Raw genomic sequence first — 18,329 nt, forward strand, 5'->3', positions numbered from 1 at the left:
ACAATTTAATTTTTCCCACTCGGGGGAGTATTATGAATTCTTTCCAGTCGAAAATCAGCACCGTCAAATACTCCGTAAGAATACGACTTAATCCACTCTCCCAGTAAAAACAATTTGCTCTCCTGATTCAGGTCGTATTCGAGCGCCAGGTGACGGTGTCCAAAAACAAAATAATCAAAGTGCTTTCCTTCATTAATCATTCTCCGGGCAAACGAAATTTGCTCCTCGTTTTCTTCACCCATAAATCTTGCCCCATCAACGCCGTTGGACAACCGGCTGTGTTTCGACCAGCGATGCGCCAGGCCAAAAGCAAAATTGGGGTGAAGTCTGGAAAATAACCACTGAGCTGCGCGATTATGAAAAAGAGCTTTGATAAACAGGTAGCCTTTATCGGAAGGATTCAGTCCATCGCCATGCGCCAGGAAAAAACGTTTCCCCTTTATTTCGGTTTCAAACGGTTCCCGGTGGACAATAACTCCGGTTTCGGACGGTAAATAATCAAATACCCATACATCGTGATTTCCTGTAAAGAAATGCACGGGAATGCCTTTATCGGTTATTTCTGCTATTTTTCCCAGTACCCTGACGAATCCACGGGGAGCGACTCTTTTGTATTCAAACCAAAAGTCGAAAATATCCCCCATCAGGAAAATCATCTCGGCGTCGTGACTTATCTCCTCAAGCCATGAGACAAACAGCTTTTCCCTTTCGGGATTGTCATTCAAAGCCGGAGCCCCAAGGTGCACATCCGATACAAAATATATTTTATTACGAGACGTCACCCTACTACCTGTATACGAATCTATTTCTCATTTCAAAATCTCTGCAAAGATAGATGTAAAAACGAAGAATTCAAGAGTAAAAATGCTTCGCAGCACTGTTTTCATCGGGTATAAAAAGAAAAAAGACCAGCCAAAAGCTCGTCTTTTTCCGGATTATTTAAGTTGAAATATCACTTCAAATATTTTTGCAACGTATTATTCAGAGCCGGTCCCATCAGGTTTTTCGCCAGAATCGAACCATCCTTGCCCAACAGGTAATTGTACGGAATGGTCTGGATATTGTAATTCCGAACAGCCTGTACACTTCCTTTCATATCGCCAACATTGGTCCAGCTAAGATGGTCCTGCTGAATTGCATTGAGCCATGCGGTACGACTTGTATCGATACTTACCTGGTAAATATCAAATCCCTTCGGATGGTACTTCTTGTAGTTCGCCACCAAAACCGGGTTCATTACACGCGAATCGCGATCCTGACCAGCCCAGAACTGAACCAGCACATATTTGCCACGCATCGACGAAAGGGAAATGTCTTTGCCTTCCGGATTGGGTAAGGTAATATCGGGGCTGTTTTGTCCGGCCTGCTTAATCAGTTGCGTCATTTTTTGGTTATTCTGCTGACGCATTATATCCAGCGTGTTGGAGTGCAGTGCCTTTACCTGGCTACTGTTGGGGTACATGGCCGATAGCGCCGAAGCTGCCACTTTCATAGTATGCAAATCCTGTACAATGAAATTGCCGTCGTCCCATTTCTGGTAAAGCGCCATTACACTTGACAGAGAGAACGGGTGAGCCATCACAAATTTCTTGAGGTATGCTGCATGCTTGTTTTTCAGTGCGACATACTCATCGTTCCACTGCTTACGCTCACTTTCGTAATTAGCATCACCTTTGTGGGTATTAAACAGGCTCTTCAGTGAATCAAGTTGCTGCTTTACATCGGTGTAATGAGTATTCAACTCCTTCACCAACTTCGAGCCGAGCGAACCTTTCACCGTATAATCTGATGGCAAATTCTTGTAACTGCCGTTAACCGTCGCTTGTTCTGTCGAATCGAGCAACAAGGTCACGAAGTTGTGGTCGTTGAATTTCAACAGGTAAAATGTCGGCTCAGTAGCGTTTCCTTTGAGCTCGAATTGTCCTTTGTTGTTAACTCGTACCGAATCGACCGGAATCTGGGAACTCACTTTCAACTCATTCAGATACACCATCTTTCCGCCGGCACCATTGATGGTTCCCGAAACAGAAAAATTGGTTTTCTCTCCGCATGAATAAAGCAGAAAAAGAATGGCTACTGCAAAAAACAATTTTTTCATGTGCTGTTTCTTTTCTTCAAAGGTTAAGGTGTCTTTTCGCCTGTAAAAACCGAAAAGGTTTGTCTCACCTGTGGTTTTAGTCTCACGCAACATCCTGAATATTCACACCCCGGTTTTGCGCTTCGGTTTGCATGGCCGTATTCTGAAAATAGAAGAGCTATGCAGGGAGCAAAAATATAAATTCCACCGATAACTTGGCATCTTCCGCAAGGTTTGTAAAACATTCCCTGCCGATTAGCTGTTTCTCTGAACCGTCGACATGCTTATTTTTCTTTACTTTTGTCGCGAATAAAATTTTACCACAAGTGGAGATTCATAACGGACTTGAACATTTTAATGCCAATAAACCGGTAATTACCATAGGAACGTTCGACGGTGTCCATCTGGGGCACCGACAGGTTATTTCCCGGCTAAAGGAAATCGCCGATTCCGTTAATGGTGAATCAGTGATTTTTACTTTCTACCCACACCCCCGTCTCATTGTCAGTCCTGAAGAGAATACGTTGCGTTTGTTAACAACCCGTGACGAAAAGATTGATCTGTTTCGGGAAATTGGCATCGATCATTTGGTGATTTTTCCGTTTACAGCGGAATTTTCCAAACTCTCCTATGAAGATTTTGTGAGAACCATTTTGGTTGGGAAAATGAACATCAGTCACCTGGTGGTTGGCTACGACCATAAACTGGGACGAAACCGGGAAGGAAATTACACTGTTCTGAAAGCACTTTCCAAGGAACTCAATTTTACCATTGAACAACTGGACGTTTTATTGATGGAAGATGTCAACATCAGCTCAACGAAAATACGTCAGTCGCTGGAAACAGGAAATGTAGCCAGGGCTAACCGATATCTGGGGTACGATTATACGCTAACAGGAAAAGTGATTGCCGGCAACCAACTGGGGCGTAAACTGGGTTTTCCCACCGCCAACATCGAAACGTTGGATGAGCATAAACTCATTCCTCATGACGGTGTTTATGCTGTCAGAGTAAAAATTGACAATTCCGATTACGAGGGAATGCTCAATATCGGAACTCGCCCGACCATCAGTCATAATGCCGATCATCGGAGTATCGAAGTCCACATTTTCGACTTCAATCAGGATATTTACATGCATGAACTAACGCTCTATTTTGTTGGCAAAATCCGCGATGAGCATAAATTCGAATCGATCGATGCTTTGCAGGATCAATTGAAAAAGGACAAAGAGAGCGCACTTGAAATACTTTCGGGACAATAGGCTTTCATCCTCAAACATGGGTGATTATCAGTCTTCAGTTTCGTTCTATTTTTGTTAATTTTGTGAGATTATTAATACAGTTAAATAAATTATGAGTGTTGTAACTGATACCAAAACAGATTATAAAGTCAGGGATATTTCGCTGGCCGATTTCGGAAGAAAAGAGATTGAGATTGCTGAAAAAGAAATGCCTGGACTGATGTCCATCCGTGAAAAATACGGAAAGGAAAAGCCGCTAGCGGGTGCCCGCATTATGGGTTCTCTCCATATGACCATCCAAACTGCCGTGTTGATTGAAACATTGGTAGAACTGGGAGCCGACGTTCGTTGGGCTTCGTGTAATATTTTTTCCACGCAGGATCATGCTGCCGCTGCTATTGCCGCTGCCAATGTTCCGGTATTCGCCTGGAAAGGTGAAACACTGGCAGAATACTGGTGGTGCACTGAGCGCGCCCTGGATTTCGGTGAAGGAAAAGGCCCGCACCTGATTGTTGATGATGGTGGCGACGCAACACTGATGGTTCATCTGGGTTACAAAGCCGAAAAAGATGCTTCCGTTCTGGAGAAAGAAGCAGAAGGTGAAGATGAAGTTGAACTGCAGAAGACATTGAAACGCATCCTGGCTGAAACTCCCAATCGTTGGGGAAATGCAGTTAAGGAACTGAAAGGTGTTTCGGAAGAAACAACAACCGGAGTTCACCGCCTGTACCAAATGATGGAGCGTGGCGAATTGCTGTTCCCGGCCATCAACGTAAACGATTCGGTTACCAAATCGAAATTCGATAATACATATGGCTGCCGCGAATCGCTGGCCGACGGTATCAAACGTGCAACCGACGTGATGATTGCCGGTAAAGTGGTTGTAGTTTGTGGTTATGGCGACGTTGGTAAAGGCTGTGCCCGCTCGATGCGTGGTTATGGTGCCCGTGTGGTCGTTACCGAAATTGACCCGATTTGCGCTCTTCAGGCTGCCATGGAAGGTTTTGAAGTGAAAACAGTGGAAGATGCGCTGAGCGAAGGTAATATCTACGTGACCACTACCGGAAACAAAGATATTATCACCGCTGAACACATGGCCAACATGAAAGATCAGGCCATTGTCTGCAACATTGGTCACTTCGATAATGAAATTCAGGTAGCTCAACTGGAAAAATGGCCTGGAATCAGCAAAAAGAATATCAAACCGCAGGTTGACAAGTATGAGTATCCTGATGGCCACTCTATCTTCTTGTTGGCGGAAGGCCGTTTGGTGAACCTGGGATGTGCCACCGGCCACCCATCGTTCGTAATGAGTAACTCATTTACCAACCAGACACTGGCTCAGCTCGATCTCTGGAAAAATGATTATAAAGTTGATGTTTACCGTTTGCCCAAACATCTTGACGAAGAAGTAGCACGCCTTCACCTGGAACAGTTGGGTGTGAAGATGACAAAATTGACGAAAGAGCAGGCTGAATATCTCGGTGTTCCGGAAAACGGACCGTTCAAACCCGAACATTACCGCTATTAATCAGCAGCCCAAAACATAAAGAAAGGGATGATTGGCGTCCAATCATCCCTTTCTTTATGGGAAGTATCTTAGTCATGTACCCAAAGTCGACCGCCTAAATTTTCAACTTTATAATAATGTAAATTCTGAGTCGAAGGTCCCTTCAGCGGATAGCCACCTCCCATCAAAGTGTATTGTGAGCCACAACAGGAGCAGGTAGCGATACCGCCGGCATCAGGTGTTACCGTACAACTTGCCTTGGCTTCGTACGGACAGCAAGTGTCGAAAGCATAAAACCCATTGCCATTGTTGATGACAATGACGCCTGTATACCCGGCCGGAAACTCTTTGTAATTACCGGGAGCAGTTAACGTATTGTTCGTGGCAAGATTGATATAAAAATCCACTCGAACCTCGGGGAAAAAGGATTGCTGATCCTTTTGACAGCTGTTGGCCGACAGAAGAAACAGTACGACCAAACTAATTTGCAGCCATGGCTTCGATAATCCCTTCAACATTTTTAGTATATTTAGCAACACAGCAGCAAATTTAGGAAAATGCTAAGCAACATGGTTTTACTTACACAAATAAATACAGCCGGCGTTGGCGATTATGTCTTTATCATTCTGATAATTGTTATTTCCATTGTGCAGGCAATTAACAAGCAGCGCAAAAAGGAACGGATGAAACAGATGCAGGACAACGGCGGGAATAACGGTTGGGAACAACCAAAGCGGCAAAGAGAACCGTACAATCCGATGGATGAAAAGCGTGAAGATCCATTCGGAACGTTATTCGATCGCATGGAAGAGATGTTCGATCCGGTACAGTATCCTTCGCCCGAGCCCGAACCACAAATGGAAACTACCAATAAAGTAGGGCAACCGGAAATCAGCAATAAAAAAGTTGAAGAGATTATAACGAAAAGTCGGCAGACGAAAATGCCGGGTGACATTACCGCTACATCGGTCTATCATAAAGGGAAAAAGGAACCACTCAAGAAAAGCATCCGACGGGATTTTGACCCGCGAAAAGCCGTTATCTATTCCGAAATAATCAACCGCAAGTATTGAAAATGGAATAGTTACGTTTCGCGCAGAAAAAACATTTTTTACAACATCCTTCGTGGGATATTCGGGAAAAACCTTAAATTTGTGTTTTACATCGAAGGAAGAGTTCCGTTTTTTTCGGGATTCTTCTTGTTTTTTTATGTGTTAACGAAAAATCTAAGTTAAATGGCAAAGGTTACATATATAACTGCTGAAGGTCTAAAAAAATTGAAAGCTGATCTGGAACGCCTGATGACGGTTGAACGTCCGGCAATTTCAAAGCAGATAGGTGAAGCCATTGAAAAAGGCGATATTTCGGAAAATGCGGAGTACGATGCGGCCAAAGATGCCCAGGGTATGCTCGAAGCAAAAATTGCCAAACTTCAGGAACAGGTAGCCAACGCCCGTATTATCGACCAATCGAAAATTGACTGTTCATCCGTTCAGATTCTGAACAAGGTGACTATCAAGAATAAAAAGAATAATGCCGTCATGGCTTACACTATTGTTTCGGAACACGAAGCTGACCTAAAAGCTGGTAAAATCAGTGTGAATACACCAATCGCACAGGGTTTGCTAGGCAAGAAAGTTGGCGACGAAGTAGAAATTCAGGTTCCGTCAGGTGTGATTCCTTTCGAAGTGGTCAATATTGAAATGGGTGTTTAATACCGGTAAAAACGAAAGTTTATGGCAAGTATTTTCACGAAAATAGTCGAAGGCGAAATTCCTGCATACAAAGTGGCGGAAGACGAAAACTATCTTGCGTTCCTCGATATTTTCCCATTGGCAAAAGGGCATGTACTGGTCATTCCGAAGAAAGAAGTAGATTATCTTTTCGATTTGGACGATGAGTTGTACACCGGTTTGCAGCTGTTTGCCAAGCGAGTAGCTGTCGCCCTGAAAAAAGCCATTCCGTGTAAAAAAGTCGGAGTTGCCGTTCTGGGCCTCGAGGTTCCGCATGCCCATATTCACCTGGTACCTATGCAGAGTGAGAAAGACATCAACTTCTCCAATCCGAAATTGAAACTGTCGGAAGAGGAGTTCAAGGAAATTACGGAAAAGATTAAAAAGGAATTATAATACAGCCAACTGGCTTTGAAAAAAGAAGGGATTGCGATGGCAGTCCCTTTTTTTATTTGATCCGGTCCGGATTTTTCCGGATAAAGTCTTCCCAACTATTGTACGATTTCCCTTTGGCAGGATTTCTTCCCTGCAGGTAATGACATACTGCCGCCGCCAGTCCGTCTGTCGCATCCAGCTCTTTCGGGCGAATCTCCATATTGAACATCTGTTTCAAAAAATAGGCTACCTGCTCTTTCGATGCCGAGCCCGTACCGGTAATGGCTTGTTTGATCTTTAAGGGAGCATATTCGAATATCGGAACCCCCCGATAAAGCGCTGCTGCCATAGCAACTCCCTGCGCCCGCCCCAACTTCAGCATCGACTGCACGTTCTTTCCGTAAAACGGTGCCTCCAACGCGGCTTCGTCCGGCTGGAAGGCATCGACCAAATAAAGGGTCCGCTCAAAAATATGACGAAGTTTCTGGTAGTGATCGCCAAATCCGGACGTTTTCACGACCCCCAACGTAACGATTTGAGCTTTCGTTCCGATGACTTTTACTACGCCATAGCCCATCACATTCGAGCCCGGGTCAATTCCTAATATGGTTTTTTCCTTTTCCAATACAGTTGAATTTCGTTCCGAATTTACCGGTTTATTAGCGAAATGGGGTATAATTTTGAAAAAACTCAAAATCGCGGTTGTTCATTCACCACTCAGATCTGTACGTTCACCACTCAGATCGATACATTCATCAAAAAAACGGAAAATCGGGGTTACCCTACGACCAAAAACGGCATAAAGATTAAGACGTCTTATCTTATTGTCTTGCCAAAATGAAAGAATTAATCCCCGGGAAAAATGATTCCCGATTTTTGAAAACATGGAAACTGGTGGCCATCATTGCCATGGTCTATCTAACGATCATTTCCATTTTCTGGTACATGAAGAAATTCGATTTTGTAGTATTGGTTTTTGTTCTCTTCTCTGTCGTCCATTTTATGGTACGCACCGAAGAATCCTGACTTTTACTTCTTATCCCTAAGCGCCCGGTAATTTTTTCGTGCATCTTCGATGTAAACACTCCCGGGATGATGCAGAACGATGTCTTTGTAAATCTCTTCTGCTTTATCGGGAAGATTTAGCTCTTTTTCATACAACTCTCCCAACCTGAAACGAGCCTCATCACTGTTTTTTCCATCAGGATATTTTTTCAATAAGTCATTATACGCGCTCGCCGCTTCCTGGTAGTTGTGGAGTTTGACCAATATTTTTGCCTTGCGGGAAAAAACCTCCTCATTTAAATCGCTGTAAGGATATTTCTGTTGCAGAGAATCGAGTCGCAGAAGTGCCTGCCGAGGTCGGTTACAAAACTGATCCAAATCGGCACGGGCCAGCATCTGCAAATCGCTGTTGAGTGAATCGGGCGCCTCGTGATTTTCAATCAACAACGAAAGCGCCAGTGCGTCGTTGGCAGTGAGTTTAGCTGTGCTCCCCTTCAAAATATCCATTTGGGCTTTCACCCAATTGAAATCTCCCATGTAATATGCCAACCTGGCCCGCTTAAACTTTGCCTCATCAGCCCAATTGGTTTCCCTCATCTCTTTGCTAACCTGTGCGTACAACAAAACGGCTTCCCAATAGTCGCCTGTACAAACGTTGCAATCGGCCAACTCTACTTTCAGCTTCCCTCTTTGTGTCGGGTTCAATCCCTGTATCTTTCCTGCTCTCTCAAGCAATTCGATGGCTTTGGCCGGTTGATGATTGTAAAATGCTAAAAACTGTGCGTAGTCTTCTATCAAAAACAATGTGTGACGACTTTCGCCCAGATGATGAAATGTAGCCTGAAACAACTGATCAAGGCTGTCAATAGCTGTTTTTCTTAACGTTTGATCGGCCAGAAAATGCTGATAAGCGACCTGCGTTTGCCGCAGTTGAGCCTCTTCCCGGTAGGGATTGTCACCTTTTCGGCTTTTCAGGTAATCGTAAGTCCGAAGTGCTTCGGAATAGGCACCGCCTTTAGCAGCCAGTTGTGCCAGATTTAAAAGCGTTGAAGCTTCATCGCCGGTTCTTCGATCGAGCGCCAGTGCCTGACTTAATGCTGCTGAATAGTTTTTTTGCTGAATGAGAAACCAAACAAATAATTTGTTGTAGACCACATTCCCCGGATCGGACTGTATGCGGGTCAGGATTGTTTTTTGCATCTGGTCCTTCAACTCTCCGTCAATATCGTAATAGAATGCCGTCATCAACCGGCCCTCCACAGTAGTCAAAGCTTTTGGCTGCGATTTCAGCAAGTCAAGGTAAGCATCGAGCATCAACGGGTAATTCCGGGTACGGAAATAAATTTGGGCCAGTTCATAATGAAATTCCTGGGATGGAAACTTCTTCTGTGCTTCCTGGTATACTTTCGCTGCCCAGTCCATTTCGCCCAGCGTATAAAACGCATTTCCAAGCTCTATAATACGCGAACGCTCGGGCTGAAGACCATCCAACGCCTGTTGATAATATTCCTCAGCACGTTTCGTGTCGCCCTCCCGACTGTACACATACCCCTGCCATACCAGGTATTTTGACTGTTTGCTCTGCTTGACCTTTTGCCGAATGGTTTTCAAAGCTGTCTTATAATCACCCGATTCGATCAAACAACGCAGGTAATACTCGAAATAGGCGTCAGCCCCGGAATCATCGTAAAGCGATTTGAAAAGTTCGGCCGCTTTGTCGTACTTCTGCTCCTGAAAATAACGGTTGGCCTGATCGCGAATCATCACTTTCTCACTCTTCTTCTGGGCAAAGCTCTGTGAAATACCAGCAGAGAAGAAGATGAGCGTAAAAAAGAAAAAATATATCGTAAAGGAATTAGGTCCTTTTTTCATTTTAAATCGAGGTTAGAAAATTCGTCGATTTCGTCGGCTGAGAATTTTTTATTATTCTTCCGGGCATTGGCAATACTCACGTTTAGCTCGAATCCGACCAGCAAAATGACCGCGTTAAAGTAAATCCAAATCATTACCACCAGCAGCGTTCCAATTGAACCATACAATTTGTTGTAGCGCCCAAAATTATTGATGTAGAACGAAAATCCCAGTGATGTAATCAACGAAAGTATAGCTGCCAGACTCACACCGGCAGAAATGAAACGAAACTTGGATTTCTTCGCAGGTGCGTAATAAAACAAAAACGCGTAAGTGAAAAAGAAGAGGGCGCAAATAACTACCCATTTACCGACCAACAGCAAATAGTACGTAAAGTCCTTTACCAGGATATGTTTATCGACCAGAAAGTTAAGCGCTAGTTGCCCGAGAGTCATCAAAGTGATCCCAACCGTCATCAGCAACGTAAGAATGATGACCAAAGCCAGCGAAACCACACGTTGATTCCACCACGAGCGGGCATCCATCTCATGCACAGTGGCATTAAATGCCGAAATCAGGGAATCAACTCCGTTGGTAGCAAAAATGAGAGCGAAAAAGAAACCAAAGGACAACAAGCCACCATGTGGTTGCGTAATGATATCCTCCACCGTACTGTTAATGGCTTCGAAAGCATTTTGCGGTACGATGCTCTCGATCAAGCCCAGCAATTCCGACTGGAAATTCTCAATCGGGACATACGGAATTAGGGTAAAGATGAAAATAATGGCCGGGAAAATGGCCAGTATAATGTTGAAAGCAATCGCCGACGCCCTCGTCGTGATGGATCCGTTTTCAATTCCCTTCCAGAAAAACAGACCGACATCGTAAAGGGGGACGTCTTCAAAAATTGGTAATGAAATCTTCTTTGCCCGCTCCCGAATGTGTTCCAGCCGCTTGCGGACATATTCCTTGAGTTCTGTCACAGGCATAAGCAGGCAATTGCTTAATTTTGGTTACTCTTTCTCGATGCGAAGCTGATGGATCAACGGTTTGTTGTCCTTATTCTTTAGTAAGAAATATACCCGGAATGTTTCCTTATCAGTTTCCAGACTTCCAATGGCATAGCGGGCATCTTCCTTGCCGCCCTGGTGAATGACCCGGAACTGATTGGGTTTATTTTTTGCAAAGAAATCCTTCAGAATCTGTTCTGCCTGAGCCTGCGAACATACGTTTTCCCTGTTTAAAATAACAAGCTCAACATTATCGTTAAAGTAAGCTGCCAACTTTTTGGCGTTTCCCGAGCTTAACCCGATAATAATTTGGTCCGGCATTTGTGCATATAGTGCGGTGGCCGGAAGGATAAACAGGAACAAGGCGATCAAAATTTTTCCTGCCTTTTTCTTCATATCGCTATATTTAGTTACCGAAACAGTCATGCAACAATCATGCAAAACATCAAGCAAGATACAAAAATATTGTAATTAGAAAGGGTCGAACAACGGCTCTCCTTTTAAATCATTAAATTTAACCTTTACAAAACAACTCAGCAAAATTGAAACATGAAAGTAACACTGGTAGTCATCGGTAAAACGGACAAGGATTATTTGAAGAAGGGAATCGATATTTACAGTAAACGACTGTTTCATTATCTGCCATTTGAGATAAAAACTATCCCCGATATCAAGAACAGTAAAAACCTGAACACTGAACAACAGAAAGAAAAAGAGGGTGTCCTTATTTTAAATCAGGTAACCGCCATGGACCAGCTTATCTTACTGGACGAGAAAGGGGAAGAGATGAGTTCGATCGATTTTTCAAAATGGATGGAAAAACGAATGGTGGCCGGAACAAAACATCTGGTTTTTGCCATCGGTGGGCCTTACGGTTTTTCGCCGGCGGTTAAAGCACGCGCGAATGGAAAGTTGTCGCTCTCGAAAATGACTTTTTCACATCAAATGGTCCGAATGATTTTTATTGAACAACTATATCGCGCTATGAGCATCTTAAATGGCGAACCCTATCATCACGAATAATCCCTATGCGAAAACTCTGGCATCAACACCGGTTACTGCTTTTCTCGATTGTCTTTCTAGGCATTGCCTGGTTTTGGGAACACCTCATTCTTGACAACGCGATGCTTCATCATGAAGTAGATCGCGTTAGCCACGTGATGGAAAAAAAGGAAGCATCCCTCGATCAAGTTTTAAATAATATTGCCAGTACCCCAACTAAAATCGCTTCGGAACGCTATTCGATTGACGCAGCCAACCGCTGGGACCAACTTGCGAAACAAGGAATTACATTTAATATTTTTCAGGGTGATTCGCTAATTTACTGGACCTCTTCGGAAACTGCTTTCAATGACTCACTCCCCAAGGTCTCGGCAGACAACAATCTGATTAAAAAGCTCCCTACCGGCTGGTATATGATTAAACAGATGAACACCGATAGCCTTACACTGGTAGGTTATATACTAATAAAACAGGTTTATCCGTACCATAATAAATATTTGCGCGACCATTTTCCGAATGATTTCAAACTGCCTCCCGATTTTCTGGTCCACCCTCAACCGGCCTCTAATCCGGTTTACGATGTTAAGGACAGCAACAACCGGTTCCTGTTCTCGCTGGAGCCTACCGGCGAATTGGTCACGCCGGAACATGACCTGTTTTTTCCCTCTGGGTTGTATTTCATTGCGCTGCTTTTCTTCCTCATCTACACTGTACAAATTCTAAACCTGCGCCTTCCCATCCGGGGGCCTGCAAAAATACTGCTCAGTATCGTCATCGCTTTTGGGATTTACTACCTCGTCAATCAACTCGACCGACCCGCTATTTTCGAATACCTGCGACTCTTTTCGCCGGTTTATTTCGCCGCCGGTTCGTGGTTACCTTCGCTGGGGGAGTTTTTCCTGCTTTCCATCTTATTGCTTTACGTCGCGCTGGTATTTTTCCGATCGTTGGACGTCAAAGATTTTCAACATCCCAAATGGGGAAAAATTTCGCTATTGCTTCCTTTTCTTTTTGCTGCCTTTTACTTCACTTTCAGCATTTTTCTATTCCAGATTCTTATCCTGAACTCCTCTATCAACTTTGAGTTTTACCAGGAAATGAGAATCTCTCTTCCCAACGTTTTGGGATTCATATCACTGGTACTCCAGTGCCTGGGATTCCTCCTCATTGCTCTTCGTCTTCGGTTCATCGCCAGAAACATATTAAGTCTGAACCAATACCTGGTTACCGCCGTTATTTCTGCCCTTCTGGCCCTTGGAGTTTTCATCCTCGGCGGACATGCAGTCAACTGGTTTCCGTTTACTTTCTACATCATTGTCATCACCGCACTTTATTTTATCCGTTACGATTCCCTGCTGAAATACCGTACGACCTTCCTGGTGGTTTATTCGCTGCTGGCGGCTTTGCTTTTCGACCACATGCTGTTTGTACATGTCAAAACGCGCAATACCAACATTCAGAAAGTACTGGCTGTCAACCTGGCTTCAGAACGTGATCCGGCCGCAGAGCTTTTCCTCTCCGATTTGGAACCTCGTCTGCATCGAGATACCCTATTGCAAACGCTAATGGTTCCTCCGTACGATGTGTTGGAGCAGTATCTGAGAAAAAATTATTTCACCGGCTTTTGGCGTGATTACGATTTGCAGGTGACCGTTTGTGGTGACCAGGACAGCGTGCTGGTGAAACCCGACAACGACCTGCATCCTTGTCATGCTTTTTTCGAAAACATGGTTTCGCAAAGCGGCGTCGAAATCCCGGGCAGCGATTTCTATTTCATGGATAAACTAAACGGACGTATCTCCTACTTCGGGCAAATGGCGTTCAAGAGTGCAGTCGACGGGCGACCTCTGACCGTTTTTGTAGAACTGAATTCGCGGCTCATCCCGGAAGGACAAGGTTACCCCGAATTGTTGCTGGATGAACGAGCAGCCCGCAAGAATCGTCGTGACGGCTTCTGTTACGCAAAATACTACAACGACCAGCTGGTCGACCGAAGCGGAAAATTTGCTTATACACTGTCTATCAAAGAATACCTTCACGGAAAAGGTGAATTTCATTTCTACGATCTCGACGGTTATTCGCATTGTGCATACCACATTAGTGGTGACAACTATACAGTCGTCAGTTATCCGAAGATGTCTTTTGTCAAGCGACTGGCATCATTTCCTTACCTGTTCCTGCTGACTTACATTGCAGGACTTCTGGTGATCGGTCTGAATAATCCGAAAGGCTGGTATTTCTTCCGACGACACTGGGACTTCCGTCGAAAGATTCAGTTCTCTCTTATTTCAATCCTATTGGGGACACTGCTGATCATCGGATTTGGTATTATTGCCTACAACTACACACAGTTCAAGGCTTCCATTCAGGAAAACCTGAACGAAAAAATCAGGACCGTGTCAGCCGAACTGGAAATGCGGTTGGGACGGGAAGATCAGATTTCGCCTGACATGGAGAATTATCTCGATTATGAACTGATTCAACTATCAGATATTTCCTGGGTCGATGTTAACCTTTTCGATGCCATCGGAACATTGATTGCTACTTCGCGGGATGAGATTTATGAGCGTGGCCTCACCGCTCCGAAAATGAATCCACGCGCTTTCTACGCCATGTCGGTAGAACACCGGACCAACTATCTCCATCGCGAGAAACTTGGAAACATGACTTTCTACTCGTCATATGTGCCGGTCTTCAATAACAACAATGAATTGCTGGGGTACCTCAACATACCGTACCTGAGTAAACAGAACGAACTGATGCAGCAGATTTCCGGCTTCATCGTGGCTTTCCTCAACGTCTACATTTTCCTTACGCTCATCAGCGTGATGGTGGCGGTTTTTATCAGCAGCCGCATCACATCGCCACTACGCACCATCGAGGAGAACCTGCGCGGTATTCAGTTAGGAAAAGCCAACGCCAAAATCGAATATCGTGCGAATGACGAAATCGGAAGGTTGGTGAAAGAATATAACCTGAAGGTGGACGAACTGGCCGAAAGTGCCGACCTGCTGGCCCGATCGGAACGTGAAAGCGCCTGGCGCGAAATGGCGCGGCAGATTGCCCACGAGATAAAAAATCCGCTTACCCCGATGAAGCTGAGTATTCAGTACCTGCAACGGGCGCGGAAACAGGAAAAAGAAAACTTCGACGAGTATTTCAGGCAAGTGACCAAAACACTCATCGAGCAGATTGAAACATTATCAGCCATTGCTTCGGCTTTTTCCAACTTTGCCCGGATGCCGAAAGCACATTACGAAAAACTGGACCTTTGCGACCGCCTTCAGGAAGTGACCCACTTATTCGATAACAATCCGGGTGCATCGGTTTATTTTGAGCGACCGGCCGTTTGCCCCGTATTTGTTTTAGCTGACAAGGAACAACTCAGTCGCGCTTTTATTAACCTGGTGAAAAACGGCATGCAGGCCATTCCTAAAACCAGAAAAGGAACCATTGAAATTAAGCTGAATACCGAGAAGGAATTTGCCCAAGTGGAGATTTCCGACAATGGAATGGGGGTTGCCGAAGAGCTTCGGAGTAAACTGTTCGAGCCCAACTTTACAACCAAAACCAGCGGTATGGGACTGGGACTGGCCATTACCAAGAGCATCATTGAAAACCTGAGTGGAAAAATATGGTTCGAAACGTCGCCCAATCAGGGTACCTGTTTCTTTATCCGTTTACCACTTTACAGTAAAGAGCTCCATGAAAATCACGATTCTGAATGACAATACAGCCGGCAAGGTTTGCGGTGCAGAGCACGGTCTCTCCTTTTTGGTTGAAGCCGACCAAACCATTTTGTTCGATACCGGCCCGTCGGATATCATCGTTCGCAATGCACGCATTCTCGGGATCGACCTGAAAACAATTGATGCCATCGCTTTGAGTCATGGTCACTGGGACCACGCCAACGGCCTGATGCACCTCGGGCACAAGCCACTCATTCTGCATCCCGATGCTTTTCTTTCCCGTTACCGGAAAGCAGACCATTCCCCCCTGGGTATGCCGGCAAGTCGTGATGAACTAGCAAACAGGTTCGAGATTATCGAAAGTCGTGAGCCTTACCCGATTTCAGATGAACTTTGGTTTTTAGGAGAAATTCCACGCGTCACCGATTTTGAGGCGAAGGAAACACCGTTTGAACTGGAAGATGGAAGCGATGATTTTGTTCCTGACGACTCGGGAATGGTTGCACTGACCGATCACGGGCTCATTGTAATTTCGGGATGCGCTCATGCCGGCATCTGCAACATGGTACTGCATGCGCAGAAAGTGATTCCCGGCTTTCCGGTTTATGCCGTTATCGGCGGCTTTCATCTCACCAATGAAACGGAACGCGTTGAGAAAACCATCGAATTTATGAAAGCGCGCAAGGTTACCCGCGTGATTCCCTCGCATTGTACGGGATTGCCGGCATTGGCCCGTTTTTACCAGGAGTTTGGGTTCATGCAGGTCCGGACAGGAAATATCATCGAGTTGTAGACTATTCCGTTATCCATTTGTCCATCAAACAATCTATTTCCTGACAAATTGTAAACCTTTCCAGGGGAAATCACACTCTTTCCAGCTCCGGAACCCGTTTTTCAAGCTAAAACGAGTGTCATTCCAACTAAATTGAGTATCATTCCAGATTCGGGGCCGGTTCTTCCAGGCATTGAAACAGTCTTTCCAGAGATTTGTATCGTCCCTGCAAGGAATAATATATCACTCTGATATGAAAATCAGCCCCTGTTATACAAACCGTCAGTCCATTTGAAATATTACGCCTCCTGTTAATATAATTACCGTCCTGTTGTACTATTTGTCAATCCATTCCGGTATATGGGCCGTCCTGTTACCTTTTTGATGCCCCTGTTCACATAACTGTTCGTCCTGTTGCATTTTAGGCATGCCCCGTTGAACCGGAAGAGCCAAAACCCGCGCCGGACGTTATTCCTGCCCGACAGGAACAACAAAACAGACTGAAAGTCTGAGATTCCTGAGCCGGGGGCAACACCCCCGGTAAATGGACAACAGAAATGAGGGAAGCCTGAAGGGCTTCAACAATCATCCCAACCAGAGAATAACAACTTCCAGCCCTACAGGCTCGGATGCTCTCGAAAATTCGGGACAGGGCTAACGAAAAGACACAAAAAAGCCGGTCAATTCCATATCATGCATGGAAAAAACCGGCTTTTCGGGGTATATTTTTACTACTTAATAATCTCAGTTCCCATGTAGGGCACCAGCACTTTCGGTACGCGAATACCTTCGGGCGTCTGGTTGTTTTCCAGCAGAGCGGCAACAATACGCGGCAATGCCAGGGCACTACCATTCAGCGTATGCGCAATCTGCGGTTTCTTTTGTCCTTCTTCGCGGAAGCGCAATTTCAACCGGTTGGCCTGGAAAGCCTCGAAGTTGGATACCGACGAAACTTCGAGCCAGCGCTCCTGGGCTGCCGACCATACTTCAAAGTCGTAGGTTAACGCCGAAGTGAAACTCATATCGCCACCGCAAAGACGCACAATGCGGAACGGCAGCTCGAGCTTTTCGACCAGCGATTTCACGTAGCTAACCATTCCGTCGAGCACTTCGTACGATTTATCGGGATGGGCCACTTGTACTATTTCTACTTTGTCGAACTGGTGCAAACGGTTCAGTCCGCGAACATCTTTTCCGTACGAACCGGCCTCGCGACGGAAACAAGCCGAATAGGCTGTATATTTAATAGGCAGCTCCTTCGCATCCACAATCACATCTCTAAAGATGTTGGTTACCGGAACCTCAGCCGTCGGAATCAGATAAAGATTGTCAACCGTCGCGTGATACATTTGTCCTTCCTTATCGGGAAGTTGGCCGGTGCCAAATCCTGAGGCTTCGTTCACTACATAAGGAGGTTGCACTTCGGTAAAACCGTTTTCGCGGGCCTGATCGAGGAAAAAGTTGATAAGCGCACGCTGCAAACGGGCTCCCCATCCTTTGTATACAGGGAAACCGGCCCCGGTAATTTTCACACCCAACTCGAAGTTGATGAGGTCGTATTGTTCGGCCAACTCCCAGTGTGGTTTGGCATTTTCGCCAAGCTCCGGTTTTACACCACCTTCGTCAACGACTAAATTATCTTCAGCTGTTTTACCGGCCGGAACCAGTTCCGAAGGAATATTCGGCAACTGAACCTGCAATTCCATCAACTCTTCATCTATCCGGTCGAACTCCTGATCCATCTCCTTGATCGACTCTTTCAGTTCTGCGGTACGGGCTTTAGCGGTATTAGCTTCATCGGTTTTTCCCGATTTAAATAACATGCCGATCTCCTTCGAGAGTTTATTCATTTCCGCTTTGCGCGAATCCACCTCATTCTGGGTTTCGTTTCGCTTCCTGTACAGTTCTAGAACCTGGTCAACAATCTCACGCGCGTCGAACTCCTTTACGGCTAAACGTTCGACTACCCAATCAGGGTTTTCCTGGATAAATTTCAGACTTAACATGGTCGGTATGTTATTTCAATAATTAACGGTTAATCGTAAATAGTTGACAAATTTAAGC

The 18,329-nt window shown here is 45.1% G+C and carries 17 protein-coding genes; 9 read left to right on the forward strand and 8 right to left on the reverse strand.

The window, feature by feature from the left end; translation table 11 throughout:
• Positions 1-5 precede the first annotated feature (5 nt).
• Together GJU87_RS16435 and GJU87_RS16440 are read right to left on the reverse strand one after the other, a co-directional pair.
• The gene (locus tag GJU87_RS16435; protein ID WP_153640482.1) at positions 6-782 is read right to left on the reverse strand and encodes a UDP-2,3-diacylglucosamine diphosphatase; all 777 of its coding nucleotides are present in this window, start codon (positions 780-782) and stop codon (positions 6-8) included.
• Positions 783-952: 170 nt separating this feature from the next.
• Positions 953-2,098: a TlpA disulfide reductase family protein gene (locus GJU87_RS16440; RefSeq protein ID WP_194831558.1), complete on the reverse strand. Its 1,146-nt coding sequence runs from the start codon at positions 2,096-2,098 to the stop codon at positions 953-955.
• Positions 2,099-2,403: 305 nt separating this feature from the next.
• Here GJU87_RS16440 and GJU87_RS16445 point away from each other — a divergent pair, with 305 nt between their 5' ends.
• Positions 2,404-3,339, forward strand: a complete 936-nt coding sequence (locus GJU87_RS16445) for a bifunctional riboflavin kinase/FAD synthetase (protein WP_153640484.1) — start codon at positions 2,404-2,406, stop codon at positions 3,337-3,339.
• A gap of 88 nt (positions 3,340-3,427) precedes the next feature.
• Positions 3,428-4,849 carry an adenosylhomocysteinase gene (ahcY, locus tag GJU87_RS16450; protein WP_373921490.1) on the forward strand — a complete coding sequence of 474 codons (1,422 nt, stop codon included), beginning with the start codon at positions 3,428-3,430 and terminating at the stop codon, positions 4,847-4,849.
• A 68-nt stretch (positions 4,850-4,917) separates the two neighbouring features.
• On the opposite strand, the gene GJU87_RS16455 is transcribed toward ahcY, so the two are convergent.
• Positions 4,918-5,346 (reverse strand): hypothetical protein, encoded by a 429-nt coding sequence (locus GJU87_RS16455; RefSeq protein ID WP_153640486.1) that lies wholly within the window; start codon positions 5,344-5,346, stop codon positions 4,918-4,920.
• Positions 5,347-5,397: 51 nt separating this feature from the next.
• Here GJU87_RS16455 and GJU87_RS16460 point away from each other — a divergent pair, with 51 nt between their 5' ends.
• The 3 genes from GJU87_RS16460 (at position 5,398) to GJU87_RS16470 (ending at position 6,957) form a co-directional block, all read left to right on the forward strand.
• The gene (locus tag GJU87_RS16460; protein ID WP_153640487.1) at positions 5,398-5,901 is read left to right on the forward strand and encodes a hypothetical protein; all 504 of its coding nucleotides are present in this window, start codon (positions 5,398-5,400) and stop codon (positions 5,899-5,901) included.
• Positions 5,902-6,063: 162 nt separating this feature from the next.
• Positions 6,064-6,543: a transcription elongation factor GreA gene (gene greA / locus GJU87_RS16465; protein WP_106540593.1), complete on the forward strand. Its 480-nt coding sequence runs from the start codon at positions 6,064-6,066 to the stop codon at positions 6,541-6,543.
• A gap of 21 nt (positions 6,544-6,564) precedes the next feature.
• The gene (locus tag GJU87_RS16470) at positions 6,565-6,957 is read left to right on the forward strand and encodes an HIT family protein (protein ID WP_153640488.1); all 393 of its coding nucleotides are present in this window, start codon (positions 6,565-6,567) and stop codon (positions 6,955-6,957) included.
• A 52-nt stretch (positions 6,958-7,009) separates the two neighbouring features.
• Here GJU87_RS16470 and ruvC read toward each other — a convergent pair whose 3' ends face one another.
• Positions 7,010-7,561 (reverse strand): crossover junction endodeoxyribonuclease RuvC, encoded by a 552-nt coding sequence (gene ruvC / locus GJU87_RS16475; protein ID WP_153640489.1) that lies wholly within the window; start codon positions 7,559-7,561, stop codon positions 7,010-7,012.
• A gap of 212 nt (positions 7,562-7,773) precedes the next feature.
• Here ruvC and GJU87_RS16480 point away from each other — a divergent pair, with 212 nt between their 5' ends.
• Positions 7,774-7,962: a hypothetical protein gene (locus GJU87_RS16480; RefSeq protein ID WP_153640490.1), complete on the forward strand. Its 189-nt coding sequence runs from the start codon at positions 7,774-7,776 to the stop codon at positions 7,960-7,962.
• A gap of 3 nt (positions 7,963-7,965) precedes the next feature.
• Here the strand turns inward: GJU87_RS16480 and GJU87_RS16485 are convergent, their stop codons facing one another.
• The 3 genes from GJU87_RS16485 to GJU87_RS16495 are packed head-to-tail and all read right to left on the reverse strand — an operon-like array spanning position 7,966 to position 11,198.
• A complete protein-coding gene (locus tag GJU87_RS16485) occupies positions 7,966-9,813 on the reverse strand; it encodes a tetratricopeptide repeat protein (protein ID WP_153640491.1) in 1,848 nt (615 codons plus the stop codon).
• Complete coding sequence (locus GJU87_RS16490; RefSeq protein WP_153640492.1) at positions 9,810-10,781, reverse strand: YihY/virulence factor BrkB family protein; 972 nt, start codon at positions 10,779-10,781, stop codon at positions 9,810-9,812. Before GJU87_RS16490 ends, GJU87_RS16485 begins: the two co-directional genes overlap by 4 nt.
• A gap of 24 nt (positions 10,782-10,805) precedes the next feature.
• On the reverse strand, positions 10,806-11,198 hold the full coding sequence (locus tag GJU87_RS16495; protein WP_194831559.1) for a DUF4783 domain-containing protein: 393 nt from the start codon (positions 11,196-11,198) through the stop codon (positions 10,806-10,808).
• A gap of 153 nt (positions 11,199-11,351) precedes the next feature.
• On the opposite strand from GJU87_RS16495, the gene rlmH reads away from it, so the two are divergent.
• The 3 genes from rlmH to GJU87_RS16510 are packed head-to-tail and all read left to right on the forward strand — an operon-like array spanning position 11,352 to position 16,286.
• A complete protein-coding gene (gene rlmH / locus GJU87_RS16500) occupies positions 11,352-11,825 on the forward strand; it encodes a 23S rRNA (pseudouridine(1915)-N(3))-methyltransferase RlmH (protein WP_153640494.1) in 474 nt (157 codons plus the stop codon).
• 5 nt (positions 11,826-11,830) lie between these two features.
• Positions 11,831-15,532: an ATP-binding protein gene (locus tag GJU87_RS16505; RefSeq protein ID WP_153640495.1), complete on the forward strand. Its 3,702-nt coding sequence runs from the start codon at positions 11,831-11,833 to the stop codon at positions 15,530-15,532.
• The gene (locus GJU87_RS16510) at positions 15,510-16,286 is read left to right on the forward strand and encodes an MBL fold metallo-hydrolase (RefSeq protein WP_153640496.1); all 777 of its coding nucleotides are present in this window, start codon (positions 15,510-15,512) and stop codon (positions 16,284-16,286) included. Before GJU87_RS16505 ends, GJU87_RS16510 begins: the two co-directional genes overlap by 23 nt.
• Positions 16,287-16,996: 710 nt before the next feature.
• Here GJU87_RS16510 and serS read toward each other — a convergent pair.
• Entirely contained in the window at positions 16,997-18,271 is a 1,275-nt protein-coding gene (gene serS / locus GJU87_RS16515) for a serine--tRNA ligase (RefSeq protein ID WP_153640497.1), read from the reverse strand.
• Positions 18,272-18,329 lie beyond the last annotated feature (58 nt).

The organism is Prolixibacter sp. NT017, assembly GCF_009617875.1.
Taxonomy (GTDB): Bacteria; Bacteroidota; Bacteroidia; order Bacteroidales; family Prolixibacteraceae; genus Prolixibacter.

Coding starts and splice junctions, on each gene's coding strand:
- serS (WP_153640497.1), bottom strand. CDS start 18,271: ATGTTAAGTCTGAAATTTATCCAGGAAAACCCTGATTGGGTAGTCGAA.
- GJU87_RS16470 (WP_153640488.1), top strand. CDS start 6,565: ATGGCAAGTATTTTCACGAAAATAGTCGAAGGCGAAATTCCTGCATAC.
- greA (WP_106540593.1), top strand. CDS start 6,064: ATGGCAAAGGTTACATATATAACTGCTGAAGGTCTAAAAAAATTGAAA.
- GJU87_RS16485 (WP_153640491.1), bottom strand. CDS start 9,813: ATGAAAAAAGGACCTAATTCCTTTACGATATATTTTTTCTTTTTTACG.
- rlmH (WP_153640494.1), top strand. CDS start 11,352: ATGAAAGTAACACTGGTAGTCATCGGTAAAACGGACAAGGATTATTTG.
- GJU87_RS16505 (WP_153640495.1), top strand. CDS start 11,831: ATGCGAAAACTCTGGCATCAACACCGGTTACTGCTTTTCTCGATTGTC.
- GJU87_RS16440 (WP_194831558.1), bottom strand. CDS start 2,098: ATGAAAAAATTGTTTTTTGCAGTAGCCATTCTTTTTCTGCTTTATTCA.
- GJU87_RS16455 (WP_153640486.1), bottom strand. CDS start 5,346: ATGTTGAAGGGATTATCGAAGCCATGGCTGCAAATTAGTTTGGTCGTA.
- GJU87_RS16490 (WP_153640492.1), bottom strand. CDS start 10,781: ATGCCTGTGACAGAACTCAAGGAATATGTCCGCAAGCGGCTGGAACAC.
- GJU87_RS16460 (WP_153640487.1), top strand. CDS start 5,398: ATGGTTTTACTTACACAAATAAATACAGCCGGCGTTGGCGATTATGTC.
- GJU87_RS16495 (WP_194831559.1), bottom strand. CDS start 11,198: ATGAAGAAAAAGGCAGGAAAAATTTTGATCGCCTTGTTCCTGTTTATC.
- GJU87_RS16510 (WP_153640496.1), top strand. CDS start 15,510: ATGAAAATCACGATTCTGAATGACAATACAGCCGGCAAGGTTTGCGGT.
- GJU87_RS16480 (WP_153640490.1), top strand. CDS start 7,774: ATGAAAGAATTAATCCCCGGGAAAAATGATTCCCGATTTTTGAAAACA.